Consider the following 12784-nt stretch of genomic DNA (forward strand, 5'->3'; position numbering starts at 1 on the left):
CCTCGTGGTCCCCGTGGCCCTACCGCACCGGCTCCCGGGGGAGCGCGCCGAGCGCCGCCCAGGCCTCCGCCATGATCCTGCCGACGAGTTCCGCGCACGACGGCAGGTCCTCGATCAGCCCCGCGACCTGGCCCGAGGCCATCACCCCGAGGTCGGTACGGCCCTCGACCATCGACGCCTTGAGCATCATCGGGGTGTTGGCCGCCAGCAGCACCTGGCTCCAGGTCAGCTCCTTGCCGTGTTTCATCGCGAGACCGTCGCGGATCATCTGCCGCCAGCCGAGCCCGGAATCGTGCTTGAACGCCGCCGCGTGCCGCAGGGCGCGCAGCAGGGCGGCGGGCCGGCCCGAGCGCTCCAGGGCGTCGACCAGTTCCGAGCGCAGCATCCGGTGCGGCAGGCCGTCGACCTTGGTGGTGACGGTGACGTCCTTGACCGACGCCGCCAGGTAGCGGGCCTTCACCGCGTCCGGGACCGTGCTGTCCGAGGTGAGCAGGAAGCGGGTGCCCATCGCGATCCCGGCCGCCCCGTACGCCAGCGCGGCGACGAGCCCGCGGCCGTCGAAGAAACCGCCCGCCGCGATCACGGGGATGCTGACGGCATCGACCACCTGCGGGAGCAGCACCGTCGTCGCGACGTTCCCGGTGTGGCCGCCGCCCTCGCCGCCCTGCACCAGAACGGCGTCGGCGCCCCACGCCTCGACCTTCTCCGCGTGGCGGCGGGCCCCGATGGACGGGATGACGACCACCCCCGCGTCCTTGAGGCGGGCGATCAGGTCCCGGGACGGCGCGAGGGCGAAGGACGCGACCCGCACCCCCTCCTCGATCAGGATCCCGACCCGCTCCTGTGCGTCGCCCGCGTCCGCCCGCAGATTGACGCCGAACGGCGCGTCGGTCCGCGACCGGACCTCCCTTACAGCGGAACGGAGTTGCTCCGTCGTCATGGTGGCGGAGGCGAGTATGCCCAGCGCCCCGGCGTTCGCGGTGGCGGACACCAGCCGGGGGCCGGCCACCCAGCCCATACCGGTCTGCACGATCGGGTACCGCACACCGACCAGCTTGGTCAGCGGGGTCTCGAACGAGGCCGGGGTGTCGAACGAGCCCCGGGTGTCGAACGACGCGGGGGTCTCGAACGACGCGGCGGTCTCGTCGGGCGGCTCGCTCATGCCCGTACCTCGCGGTCCCGCAGGCCACGGGGGTCGATCACCTCGCGGATCAGCCGCAGTTCGGCGTCCGTCGGCTCACGGGTGAACGGGACATCGGCGGGGATCACGAGCGGGAAGCCGGTGGCGTCCTGCACCTGTTCCGCCGATACCCCCGGGTGCAGGGAGCGGATCCGCATCGACCGGTCCGGGGTGTCGAAATCGAAGACGGCGAGGTCGGAGATGACCCGGCGGATCTCGTGGAACCGGGTCGCGGTCTTCCCGGCCGCCGCCGCGCGGTCGTAGCCGACGCCGCTGACCATGTCGACACGCGCGACGAAGACCCGGGACGAGTGCCTCGGCACCCAGTAACTGGTCGGATTGTTGAGGGTGTTGACGGGTGCGCCCCGGGACCCCAGCAGCTGGCGCTTGGGCTGTTCCCAGTCGCCGATGCAGGAGATGTTCTGATTGCCGAACCGGTCCACCTGGCTGGCGCCCATCATCACGTGCCGCTTGCCGCCGGTGACCATCGCCAGGTGCTGGCGGTACGGCAGCCAGCCCTCGATCAGCTCCGACGCGCCCCCGATCGCCGGGACGTCGCCGATCAGCATCGCCTCGCCGTCGGTGAGCAGCAGATCGGGCGAGAAGGTGAGCTTCGCCAGCCGGGCGCCGATCGCCGGCACGGTGCCCATCGGGCTGGCGAGGATCTCGCCGTCCCCGCGCCAGGCCTCGGCACACGCCACCACGCAGTACTCGGCGCGGGTCACACCCGAGGTGTCCTTCGCGGTCATGCGCCCTCCTTCGCGAACGCCGCCACTGCGGCCTGGTAGGTGTCCTCGTCGCCGGACAGGAAGCGTTCGGTGAACTCCCGCCAGGCCGCGGGGTCGGCGGCGGCCTTGGCGTACGCGCTCTGGAACGCCTCGTCCCGGTCGTAGTCCGGGGCGCAGGAGGTGAAGTGCGCGCCGTTCGGGGTCTCGACGACGCCGGTGACCGAATGCCGCTTCACCAGCAGTGTCTGCGGCGCGCCCGCCTCCAGCAGCTCGGCGCTGCCGACGATGCGTTCGCAGCTGACGTACGCGGCGTCGGCCGCCTCGCAGAACAGGTCGTCGAAGTACGGGTCGGGGCCCAGGTACTGGCCGTTGCCGAAGGCGTCGGCCCGGTTCAGGTGCACGAGCGCCGCGTCGAGCCGGAGGGCGGGCACGGCCACCAGCTCCTCGCCGTCCTCGTACGGGGAGACGACCGTCCGCAGGCCGGGGTTGACCCGCATGATGTCCGAGCCGAGCCCGGCCCGGATCGGCATGAAGGGCAGCCGGTGGACGGCGGCGGTCAGCCCCCACATGAACATCGCCTCGTCCAGCTCCGTCATCTCGAAGGCGGCGCTCTCACGGCCGGCCCGGAAGTGCGGTTCCAGCGGGATCGAGTCCAGGGTGGTGAAGGCGGCGACCAGTTTGCGGATCTTCCCGGCCGCGGCCAGCAGTCCGACGTCGGGGCCGCCGTAGGAGACCACGGTCAGGTCCGTGACGTCCGAGCGGAGCAGCGCCCGGATCAGCGCCATCGGCTTGCGGCGCGACCCCCAGCCGCCGATGCCGAGGGTCATCCCGCTCTCCAGCCGGCCGACGACCTGCTCGGCGGTCATGGTCTTGTCCGTACTCACCGCTCCTCCTTCACCGGTTGCCCGGGGGTGGTGATCTGCTCCGGCTGCTCCGGCTTCTCCTGCTGCTCCGAGTTCGCTGATTTCGTCGACACGAACGCGTCCCGGTGCCGGTCGGCGAGCCCGCTGAGGTTGGCCTCGAAGGTGAAGCCCTGCTCGAAGCGGTAGCTGCGGCGGACGTCCACCGGGTCGATGCCGTTGATCGCGGCCTTGGCCAGCCGCAGCAACTCGCCGTCCTTGGCCGCCATTTCGCGGGCCAGCGCGAGCGCCGCGTCCAGCACCTTCTCGCGCGGCACGACCTCCCACACCGAGCCGTGCCGGTACAGCTCCTGGGCGGTCGCGGTGCGGGAGGTGAAGTACAGGGCGCGCATGAGGTGCTGCGGGACGAGCCGGGACAGGTGGGTGGCGGCTCCGAGTGCCCCGCGGTCCAGTTCCGGCAGTCCGAACGTCGCGTCGTCGCTGGCCACGATGGCGTCGGCGTTGCCCACCAGGCCGATGCCGCCGCCCAGGCAGAAGCCGTGCACGGCGGCGATGACCGGTACCTCGCAGTCGTAGACGGCGCCGAACGCCTCGGCGCAGCCGCGGTTGGCGCCGACCAGCGCCTGGTGTCCGGGCGTGCGCTGCATCTCCTTGATGTCGACGCCCGCGTTGAAGCCGCGGCCCGCGGCGGTGAGCACGACACAGCGGACGGCCGGATCGGCGCCGGCCGCGCGCAGCGCGTCGGCCAGGTCGAACCACCCCTGTACGGGGAGGGCGTTGACGGGTGGGAAGTCGACGGTGATGACGGCGATTCCGTCTTGCGGGGCCGAGGTGGAGACACCCATGATGAGGATCAGCTACCTTTCCACCAAACATTTGTTAGGTAGAAGGTAGCAGCGGAACGAGCGCTGCGGGAGGTGCCAGTTGACGGTCACCGTCGATCTGTCCGGACGCGTCGCCGTCGTCACCGGCGGCACGAGAGGCGTCGGCGCGGGGATCGCCCGCGCCTTCCTGGAGGCGGGCGCGGAGGTGGTGGTCTGCGCGCGCCGCCCCCCTGACGAACCCGTCGCGGCGGACGGCCGCACGGCCCGGTTCGTCCCCCTCGACCTGCGGGACCCCGGCTCCGTCGACGCGTTCTTCGCGCAGGTGAAGGATGACTGCGGGCGGCTCGACACCCTGGTCAACAATGCCGGCGGGACGCCGTTCCGGCTGCTCGCCGACGGCGGCGCAGCCCGGCACGCCCGGGTCCTCGAACTCAACCTCACCACCCCGCTGACCGCGTCACTGGCCGCTTACGAGGTGATGCGCGGTCAGCGGACCGGCGGCTCGATCCTCATGATCGGCAGCGTCAGCGGCGGCCGGCCGTCACCCGGGACCGCCGCCTACGGCGCCGCCAAGGCGGGCCTGGACAGCCTCGCGCGGTCCATGGCCGTCGAATGGGCCCCGGACGTACGCGTCAACACCCTGGTGCTCGGCATGGTCCGCACGGAGCTGTCCCATCTGCACTACGGGGACGACGCCGGCATCGCGGCCGTCGGCCGGACCGTGCCCGCCGGGCGGCTGGCCGAGCCCGGCGAGGTGGGGGACGCCTGTGTCTTCCTCGCCTCGGACCGCGCCGCGTACATCACCGGGGCGAGCCTGCTCGTGCACGGCGGCGGCGAGCGCCCGGCTTTCCTCGACGCCGCCACCGCCAACCGCGATCCGGACACTGCCTCGCCGTCGCCGTCGCCGTCGCCGGCACCTTCACCAGCACCTTCAACGTCCCCGTCTCCGTCAACCGTGAACAAGGAGAGCTGACATGACCGAAGCCGGAATCTGCGAGGGCCGGGTCGCCGTCATCACCGGTGCGGGCCGCGGTCTCGGGCGCGCCCATGCGCTCGCCTTCGCCGCCGAGGGCGCGCGAGTCGTCGTGAACGACCTCGGGGTCGGTCTCGACGGCGCCGGGGGCTCGGCGGGTCCTGCCCAGCAGGTCGTCGACGAGATCCGCGCGCTGGGCGGCGAAGCGGTCGCCAACGGCGACGACATCGCCACCACGGCCGGGGCCGCGGCTCTGGTCGCCACCGCGATCGACACGTTCGGCCGGCTCGACACCCTCGTCAACAACGCCGGGTTCCTGCGCGACCGGATGCTCGTCAACCTCGACGAGGACGACTGGGACGCGGTGCTGCGCGTCCATCTCAAAGGACATTTCCTGCCGCTGAAGCATGCCGCCGCGCACTGGCGTGCTGAGGCCAAGGCGGGCCGTACGCCGGATGCCCGGGTGGTCAACACCAGTTCCGGGGCAGGGCTGCTGGGCAGCGTCGGGCAGGGCAACTACTCGGCGGCGAAGGCCGGGATCATCGGTCTGACGCTCGTCGCCTCCGCCGAGATGGCCCGTTACGGCGTCCGCGTCAACGCCATCGCGCCCGCCGCCCGCACCCGGATGACCGAGCGGACCTTCGCCGGGACCATGGCCGCGCCAGAGGGCGACGCCTTCGACGCCATGGCGCCGGAGAACGTCTCCCCGCTGGTCGTCTGGCTCGGTTCCGCGGCCTCCGCCGCCGTCACCGGACGGGTCTTCGAGACCGAGGCGGGCCGGATCACCGTCATGGAGGGCTGGCGGCCGGGACCGACGGCGGACAAGGGCGCCCGTTGGACGCCGGCGGAGGCGGGCGAGACCGCCCTGAAGCTGCTGGCCGACTCCGAGCTCCCGCAGCCGGTCTACGGGGCGTGAAGATCCCGTCCGCTCCATGAAACGGTTCTGCGACAACGAGGGGCCGGTGATCCAACTCCGTCGGGAAAACGGCATAGTGGAGGCCGCCCCGGATGGGGGCATGACAAGAAACGTACAAAAGCACGTACATGCACGTACATGGGGGAACAACTCAATGCCATTCATACGACGGTCCGCCCGAGCCGCGGCGGCGGTGACCGCGCTGCTCGCGCTCACCGCCACCGCGTGCGGCCCGGACGACAGCGACGCGGCGGCGAAGCCGACCGCGGCTGCCAGTACCTCGGCCAAGGCCGACACCGGTTCCGACGCCAAACTTCCGAACGGTCTGCCCACCAGCATCAAGGACTTGCAGAAGTGGCAGCAGGGCGACTGGAAGAACTGGGACAAGTGGGCGCGTGAGGCGGCCGACTTCGCCAACCCGGTCATCAAGGACCTCTGGAAGCCGTCCCGGATGTCCGGGGCGAAGGAGAACCAGAACACCGTCCAGTCGAACTTCGGCTCGGACCAGGGGACCACCGACCCCGCTCCGCGCCCGGTGGCGGCCAAGGAGGTCGCCCACCCGTACCACCAGCACGCGGCACCGGTCGGCAAGATCTTCTTCGACAGCCCCGACGGCCCCAAGGTCTGCTCCGGCACCGTCGTCGACGACCCGGCGCACCCGGGCAAGTCGAACCTCGTCTGGACAGCCGGCCACTGCGTTCACAGCGGCTCCAGGGGCGGCTGGTACCGCAACATCATCTTCGTCCCGTCGTACAACGACAACGGGCTGTCCGCCTCCCGCGTCGACAGCTCCCCGCAGCGCAACATCACCCCGTACGGCGCCTGGTGGGCCGACTGGGTGCAGACGTCCTCGCAGTGGATCGCCACCGGCACCCACTCGGGCGGCGGCGGTTCGCCGTACGACTTCGCGGTGCTGCACGTCAAGCCGGAGAACGGCGGCGGCAAGTCCCTGCAGGAGACCGTCGGTGCTTCGCTGCCGGTGTGGTTCGGTGCCCCGTCGCCGACGCTCTTCAGCGGCATCGGCGCCTGGGGCTACCCGCAGGCGCCGCCGTACGACGGTGCGCGGATGTTCGACTGCATCGGCAAGCCCGGCCGGCTGTCGATGGGCGCGAGCATGCCGACCGAGTACCGGGTCGGCTGCACGATGACCGGTGGTTCCTCGGGCGGCGGCTGGTTCGCCACCATGCCGAACGGCAAGACGGCGCTGGTGTCGAACACGTCGATCGGCCCGTCCAACGACACCTGGCTGGCCGGCCCGCACCTGGGCCCCGAGGCACAGGGCGTCTACAACGCGATCAGCCGGAAGTTCGCCCGATAGCCCGATAGCAGCAGGCAGGACGGCTGCGGCGATCACGGCGGCAACGCGGTGAAGTGAAGTGAGTGAAGACGAGGCCCGCCCCCGGATTCCAGGGGGCGGGCCTCCGTGCGTCAGGGCTGGTTCAGCTCTGACTCAGGTCTGACTCAGGTCGACGCCCGGGTAGAGCGGGAACCCGGCCAGCAGGTCGGCGGAGCGCCCGGCGACCTGGTCGGCCACGGCGGCGTCGAGCACATGGCTCGCCTTGGACGGAGCGCCGTTGGCGGTCGTGCCGGGGCGGGTGTTGGCCAGCACCGTGTCGATCAGGCCCGCGATCTCATCCATCTCCTGCACACCGAGCCCGCGCGTGGTGAGCGCCGGGGTGCCGATGCGGACCCCGGACGTGTACCAGGCGCCGTTCGGGTCCTGCGGTACCGAGTTGCGGTTGGTGACGATGCCGGCATCCAGCAGTGCCGACTCGGCCTGGCGGCCGGTGAGCCCGTACCCGGAGACGTCGGCGAGCACCAGGTGGTTGTCGGTGCCGCCGGTGACGAGGGAGACGCCGCGCCGCAGCAGCCCCTCGGCCAGCGCGGACGCGTTGTCGACGATGCGCTGCGCGTAGTCGCGGAAGTCGGGCCTGCGCGCCTCGGCGAGTGCCACGGCCTTGGCGGCCATCACGTGCGGCAGCGGGCCGCCGAGCACCATGGGGCAGCCGCGGTCGACGTGCTCGGCCAGTTCGGCGTCGCACAGGACCATGCCGCCGCGCGGCCCGCGCAGCGACTTGTGAGTGGTGGTCGTGACGATGTTGGCGTGCGGCACCGGGTCGAAGTCGCCGGTGAGCACCTTGCCCGCGACCAAGCCGGCGAAGTGCGCCATGTCGACCATCAGCGTCGCGCCGACCTCTTCGGCGATCTCCCGCATGATGCGGAAGTTGACCAACCGCGGATAGGCGGAGTAGCCGGCGACCAGGATGAGCGGGCGGAACTCGCGCGCGGTCTCGCGCAGCGCGGCGTAGTCCAGCAGGCCGGTCGCCGGATCGGTGCCGTAGCTGCGCTGGTCGAACATCTTGCCCGAGATGTTGGGGCGGAAGCCGTGGGTGAGGTGGCCGCCCGCGTCGAGCGCCATACCGAGCATCCGCTGGTCCCCGAGCTCGCGGCGCAGCGCCGCCCAGTCCTGCTCGGTCAGGTCGTTGACGTGCCGGACCTTGGCCCGCTCCAGCGCCGGGCTCTCCACCCGCTGGGCGAGCACGGACCAGAAGGCGACCAGGTTGGCGTCGATGCCGGAGTGCGGCTGCACGTAGGCGTGTGCCGCGCCGAACAGCTCGCGGGCGTGCTCGGCGGCGAGCGCCTCGACGGTGTCGACATTGCGGCAGCCCGCGTAGAAGCGGCGGCCGACCGTGCCCTCGGCGTACTTGTCGCTGAACCAGTTGCCCATGGTCAGCAGGACGGCGGGGGAGGCGTAGTTCTCGCTGGCGATGAGCTTGAGCTGGGCGCGCTGGTCCTCGATCTCGGCGCCGATGGCGTCCGCGACGCGCGGCTCGACGGCCCGGATGACGTCCAGCGCGCTGCGGAAGGCGGTGGATTCGGTCGATTCGCCGGGCTTGATGCTGAAGGACGACGGTTCTGCGGCCATGCGGGGCCTCCGGGACGAGAAGGGAAGGGCCCAGGCGCGCGGCAGCACATCGTCAGGAGACGGAGCCGCTCCCCGATGGTCGGTCCCATCCAAGCGCCAGTCACGGCTCACGCCGACCCTAGCAGCGTGGCCTGCGACGTGTCCGGTGCGGACTCAATCCGTCCGACTGCCGAGATAGCGGCGCAGCACCCGCTTGCACTCGGCGATCAGCGCCGGGTCGCCGTCCGGGTCGGTGCGGAAGGCCAGCCGCAGTACGGCGTCGGCGCACTCCAGGGCGACCCGGCCGGCCAGCCGGGAGGCGGCGGGGTCCAGCAGCCCGCCGGTGAGGGCCCACAGCCGGTCGGCGACCGCGGTGTTGTTGTCGATCTCGGTGTCGAGCAGATGCCGGGCGGTGGGGTCCTCGCGGCCCACGGCGCCGAAGTCGACGACCCCGAATCCCGGCACCGCCCGCCGCATCGCGACGAACTCCTCGACGGCCAGATCCACCAGGGTGCCGATGTCACGGGGGGACTCGGCCGCGATCCGCCGGGACAGCCGGTCGGTGTAGCGCTCCAGATTGCGGGTGGCGAGCGCGCCGAGCAGCCCGTCCTTGCCGGGAAAGAACTGGTAGAGGGTACCGATCGGCACCTCCGCCCGGCGGGCCACCTCCTTGGTCGTGAGCGCGGTGTAACCGACCTCGTCCAGCAGGACGGCGCAGGCGCTGAGGATGCGCTCGACGCGCTCGGCGCTGCGCCGCTGCACCGGATTGCGGCGGACGGCGGTGGACGCGGGGCCGGGGCCGGTGGCGGTGGTGGGGGCTGCGGCTGGCGCGGTGGCTGGTCCGGCGACGGGGGCGGCGTCCTGAGTCTGTTCCTGCATGGGGGCCACTCTGCCGGATCCCGTTCGCGATCGGCGATCGGCAACCGGTTGGGGTCATGTATCGCGTACCCGGGTCCGCTGAGTGGAACAGACGTCGACAGACCGTTCCTGGCGTCTGACGCTGTTACCCGCGGTCCGGCACCACCCGGGGAACGGGAGGCGGTCTGGCTGCCGGTGTTCCGCGGCACAGGGCGGCGGAACGTGGTCCCGGGTTCGCCCGGGGACGGGGGAAATGACATGCGTAAGCGATTCCTGTTCGCGGTGCTGGCGGCCTCGGCCGCCACCGGACTGGTGACGTCCGGCGCCGCGTCGGCCGGCACCGACACCGCCTCGGCCGGACCGCGTGTGGTCGATGTGACGTCGGTGGCGCAGATCCCGACAGTGCGGAGCGGCTCTGCTGTCGTGGTGCAGCCTCATCAGGTCTTCCGGCTGACCATGACCAACAACAAGGGCGGCCAGTGTCTGGACGGGGACGCCACCCAGGTCCCGGCCAACGGGGCCAGGGTGCAATTGTGGGCCTGTAACGGCCGGAGCAATCAGACCTGGCTCTGGACGCCCGCTGTCGGGCGGCCGACTGGCTTCTACACCATCCAGAACGCCGACGGCAACGAGTGCCTGGACGGGGACGTCACCCAGATCCCGGCCAACGGGGCCAGGGTGCAGCTCTGGGCGTGCAACGGCTTCACCAACCAGACCTGGGCCTGGCACGGCTCCACGCTGACCAACGTCAACGGTGGCCAGTGTCTGGACGGGGACGCCACGCAGATCCCGGCCAACGGGGCCAGGGTGCAGCTCTGGGCCTGCAACGGCTTCACCAACCAGGCTTGGACGACTCACTAGAGCCTGTGCACGACGGTGCCAGCTCCCTCCGGTCTGCCGCCCGCCTCACCTGGCGAGCAGCAGACCGGAGTCCGGGGGCGGCTCGGCTTGCCTTCTGTCGTTGCGATCCGTGTCGGGGGTGCCTGCGGGAACGTTGGTCTCGGAGAGGAAGCCGTCCTTGGCGTGCTGCTGCGCGAAGGTCCCGTTCACCAGGCGGGCCATGCCGTACTGGCCCCAGCCGGCATCGGAGGCGGACTCCAGTCCGTCGAAGGACATCGCCTTGACGCCGGTGGTGTTCCAGATGGTGGCGAACCGGCGGATGTGCTCTGCGCGGTGTGCTGTGGTGCCCGGTGCGGTTCCTGGACGGCCGGATCGCCGCGACGCCGGGCAGGAAGCCGGTCGTCTGTGACCGCTGTCATTTCGGGGCACCTCCGGAAAGGACGCCTGAAGTGGCGCTGCAAGGTGGGGGTGAGGCAGGTGCGGCGGCGGCGCCGCGAGGGCGGCAGGGCGCCGGGACTCCACGGGACGGGAGGGTCACGCCTCGCGGAGCAGATGCACCATCCGGCTCGCGTAGTCCTCAGGCGGGAGCGCCAGGGGGAGCCCGTGGGTCAGCAGGACGGCGCCGTGGTGCGACTCCCCGCTGGCCGCGTCGCGGTACCGGGCCGCCGGGTCCAGTCCGCGCAGCGGCAGCGGTCGGTCCGGTTGTGCCAGGTGTGCGGAGCAGCGGAAGGCCAGCACGGCCGTGGCACTTCCGCCCGCGTCGACGTACTGGATGCCGCCGAGGTCCCCGCCCGGCGGGCGCAGGCGGAACTGCAGTCCGTGCTGCACCAGTGGCCGGATCTCCTGGTAGTCGCGGACCAGTTCGCCTGCCCGGGTGAGTTCGGCCTCGCTCCACCGCGCGAGGTCGCCGCCGATGGCCAGTACGCCCGCCATCGCGACGTGGAACCGGAAGGCCAGTGGTATCCGGCGCTTGGTCAGCGGGTTGGGGCTGTCGGTGACCCAGGTGCCCATGACCCGTGCGGGGTAGAGCTGGGAGAAGCCGTGCTGGATGGTGAGGCGGTCTCGCGCGTCGGTGTTGTCGGAGGTCCACACCTGGTCGGTGCGGGCCAGGATGCCGAGGTCCAGGCGGCCGCCGCCACCGCTGCAGGCCTCGAACCGGACGTCCGGGTGGTCGGCCCGCAGCCGGTCCAGGACGGCATACAGGTTGCGGGTGTGGTCCAGCCAGAGCCGTTCCGGATCGGGACCCGCGTCGGGCCAGCCGGCCTCGGTGACGGGCCGGTTCATGTCCCACTTGACGAAGTCGACGGCGTTCTCGGCCAGCAGCCGGTTCATCCGGTCGTGCAGCCAGTGGGCCACGTCGGGGCGGGCCAGGTTGAGTACCAGTTGGTTGCGGTGCTCGGTCCGGCGCCGGTGCGGTTGGTGCAGTACCCAGTCCGGGTGCGCCCGGTAGAGGTCGCTGTCGGGGTTGACCATCTCCGGTTCCACCCAGATGCCGAAGCGCATGCCGAGGCTGTGCACCTTCGCGATGAGCGGTTTGAGGCCATCGGGGAAGCGGTCCGGGTTGGGGTCCCAGTCACCCAGTCCGGCCGCGTCATGGGTGCGGGCGCCGAACCACCCGTCGTCCATGACGAACAACTCCACACCGAGTGCCGCGGCCCGCTCCGCGAGCAGCGACTGGCCCGCCATGCTGAGGTCGAACTCGGTGGCCTCCCACGAGTTGTACAGGACCGGCCGGACCTCCTCGGGGTGCGGCAGTACGTGCGCCAGCTGGTAGTGGTGCCACACCCGGCTGGCGGCGCCGAACCCGCCCTCGGTGTAGGCGGCCGCACAGTACGGGGTCACCAGCTCCGCTCCCAGGTCCAGCCGGCGGACGGTCGGCGCATGCCCGGCGCCCGCCGACACGGTGACGCGCTCGGTGGGCAGCCGTTGCACCGTCAGCTCCCAGCTGCCGCTCCAGGCCAGCGCGCAGCTGTAGACCGCACCGTGTTCCTCGGCGGTGGTTCCGTCGTCGATCATCACCCAGGGGTTGGCCTGGTGGCTCGTGATGCCCCGGCGGCTGCTCAGCAGCGTCTCGCCGTAGGCGAGTGCGGTCCGGTGCAGCTGGGTCTCGGCGGCCCACTGGCCGTGCACATGGCTGAGCCGGTAGTCGTCGAGCCGTGGCAGTACCCAGGTCGCCGAGTGGGCGCGGACGACCTCGATCGGATCGTCCCCAGCGGTCCCGGTGTGGCGCAGCACCAGTCGGCGCTCCATCACCTCGGTGTCGGAGCGGACCCGGAAGCGGACTTCGACCGTGAGCGGGTAATGCCGGTCGGTGAAGCTCAGCGCCAGCTCCGCGCCGTCCTCGCGGTCGGTCACCCGGTGGTCCGCAAAGCGCAGTTCGAGATCGCGGGTGCCGTCGGCGAACCGGATCTGAAGCCCGGCGTGGCCGAAGAGCATGGCGCCGGCGTCGCTCAGGTCGAGCGTTCCGTCGGCGGGGTCCTCGAACGCCCGGTATCCGGGCGGCGGGCGGTCCAGCAGGGTGGAGGCCTGCTCCAGGGTGAGCTGCGGCCCCCAGTGCGGGCTGCGCAGGCGGTCCTCCTCGTCCAGGTGCAGGACGTAGCAGGACGAGGCCCCGGACAGGACCCACAGTCGGCGCGAGGAGTCGTGGGCGACGAGGGACGGCATGAGAACCCTTCCGTTCGGGCATGGGGTGGCTGCACC

General features: G+C 71.6%; 12 protein-coding genes and 1 riboswitch. Of the genes, 4 read left to right on the forward strand and 8 right to left on the reverse strand.

Features of this window, described 5'->3' with window-relative positions; all coding sequences use genetic code 11:
- Nucleotides 1-19: 19 nt before the first annotated feature.
- From LNW72_RS35415 to LNW72_RS35430, 4 genes are read right to left on the reverse strand one after another with little or no spacing between them, the layout of a single operon-like run.
- Nucleotides 20-1162 carry a nitronate monooxygenase gene (locus LNW72_RS35415; RefSeq protein WP_250979124.1) on the reverse strand — a complete coding sequence of 381 codons (1143 nt, stop codon included), beginning with the start codon at nucleotides 1160-1162 and terminating at the stop codon, nucleotides 20-22.
- Nucleotides 1159-1929 (reverse strand): CoA-transferase, encoded by a 771-nt coding sequence (locus LNW72_RS35420; RefSeq protein ID WP_250979125.1) that lies wholly within the window; start codon nucleotides 1927-1929, stop codon nucleotides 1159-1161. The genes LNW72_RS35415 and LNW72_RS35420 overlap by 4 nt, the downstream gene beginning before the upstream one ends.
- Entirely contained in the window at nucleotides 1926-2774 is an 849-nt protein-coding gene (locus tag LNW72_RS35425; protein ID WP_250980435.1) for a CoA-transferase, read from the reverse strand. The genes LNW72_RS35420 and LNW72_RS35425 overlap by 4 nt, the downstream gene beginning before the upstream one ends.
- A gap of 14 nt (nucleotides 2775-2788) precedes the next feature.
- Nucleotides 2789-3613 carry an enoyl-CoA hydratase family protein gene (locus LNW72_RS35430; protein WP_250979126.1) on the reverse strand — a complete coding sequence of 275 codons (825 nt, stop codon included), beginning with the start codon at nucleotides 3611-3613 and terminating at the stop codon, nucleotides 2789-2791.
- 79 nt (nucleotides 3614-3692) lie between these two features.
- Here LNW72_RS35430 and LNW72_RS35435 point away from each other — a divergent pair, with 79 nt between their 5' ends.
- The 3 genes from LNW72_RS35435 (at nucleotide 3693) to LNW72_RS35445 (ending at nucleotide 6799) form a co-directional block, all read left to right on the forward strand.
- Entirely contained in the window at nucleotides 3693-4565 is an 873-nt protein-coding gene (locus LNW72_RS35435; RefSeq protein ID WP_250979127.1) for an SDR family oxidoreductase, read from the forward strand.
- A 1-nt stretch (nucleotide 4566) separates the two neighbouring features.
- Nucleotides 4567-5481, forward strand: coding sequence for an SDR family oxidoreductase (locus LNW72_RS35440; RefSeq protein WP_250979128.1), 915 nt, complete (start codon nucleotides 4567-4569; stop codon nucleotides 5479-5481).
- A gap of 154 nt (nucleotides 5482-5635) precedes the next feature.
- A complete protein-coding gene (locus tag LNW72_RS35445; protein WP_250979129.1) occupies nucleotides 5636-6799 on the forward strand; it encodes a hypothetical protein in 1164 nt (387 codons plus the stop codon).
- 132 nt (nucleotides 6800-6931) lie between these two features.
- Here LNW72_RS35445 and LNW72_RS35450 read toward each other — a convergent pair whose 3' ends face one another.
- On the reverse strand, nucleotides 6932-8407 hold the full coding sequence (locus LNW72_RS35450; protein ID WP_250979130.1) for a glycine hydroxymethyltransferase: 1476 nt from the start codon (nucleotides 8405-8407) through the stop codon (nucleotides 6932-6934).
- 21 nt (nucleotides 8408-8428) lie between these two features.
- A riboswitch (ZMP/ZTP riboswitch) is annotated at nucleotides 8429-8521 on the reverse strand.
- Between the two features lie 39 nt (nucleotides 8522-8560).
- On the reverse strand, nucleotides 8561-9265 hold the full coding sequence (locus LNW72_RS35455) for a TetR/AcrR family transcriptional regulator (protein WP_250979131.1): 705 nt from the start codon (nucleotides 9263-9265) through the stop codon (nucleotides 8561-8563).
- Between the two features lie 237 nt (nucleotides 9266-9502).
- On the opposite strand from LNW72_RS35455, the gene LNW72_RS35460 reads away from it, so the two are divergent.
- The gene (locus LNW72_RS35460; RefSeq protein WP_250979132.1) at nucleotides 9503-10105 is read left to right on the forward strand and encodes an RICIN domain-containing protein; all 603 of its coding nucleotides are present in this window, start codon (nucleotides 9503-9505) and stop codon (nucleotides 10103-10105) included.
- 45 nt (nucleotides 10106-10150) lie between these two features.
- On the opposite strand, the gene LNW72_RS35465 is transcribed toward LNW72_RS35460, so the two are convergent.
- Complete coding sequence (locus LNW72_RS35465) at nucleotides 10151-10360, reverse strand: hypothetical protein (RefSeq protein WP_250979133.1); 210 nt, start codon at nucleotides 10358-10360, stop codon at nucleotides 10151-10153.
- Nucleotides 10361-10618: 258 nt separating this feature from the next.
- Nucleotides 10619-12748, reverse strand: coding sequence for an alpha-galactosidase (locus tag LNW72_RS35470; RefSeq protein ID WP_250979134.1), 2130 nt, complete (start codon nucleotides 12746-12748; stop codon nucleotides 10619-10621).
- Nucleotides 12749-12784 lie beyond the last annotated feature (36 nt).

Source organism: Streptomyces sp. RKAG293 (assembly GCF_023701745.1).
Classification (GTDB): Bacteria; Actinomycetota; Actinomycetes; order Streptomycetales; family Streptomycetaceae; genus Actinacidiphila.